The following is a 253-nucleotide window of genomic DNA, read 5'->3' on the forward strand; positions in this document are numbered from 1 at the left end:
GTGAATGTCTCGGTCTCCCCTTCACGCACGCGATCATTCGAGGAAACAATAGAAATAGAGGTCAAATTCTTAGTGTTGACTTCAACGGCTTGAATATAAGTTTGCTCATTACCCACACCACAAGCTGTTAAGACAAAGCTAACTAAAAGTAAAACAGCCCGTGTCATCTTTTTTACTGAACACATATTAAGTCCTTTTTAACTAGAAACTTTGGCGTAAGCCCAAGCTCACACCATCCAGAGAGAGGTGATCC

Annotated in this window: 1 protein-coding gene; it reads right to left on the reverse strand. The window is 41.5% G+C overall.

Going from position 1 to position 253, the window contains the following annotated elements; translation table 11 throughout:
- The coding region (locus tag A3761_RS03185) for a hypothetical protein (RefSeq protein WP_156491548.1) at positions 1-185 on the reverse strand (185 nt) is incomplete at its 3' end.
- Between the last annotated feature and the right edge of the window lie 68 nt (positions 186-253).

The organism is Oleiphilus sp. HI0123 (assembly GCF_001635315.1).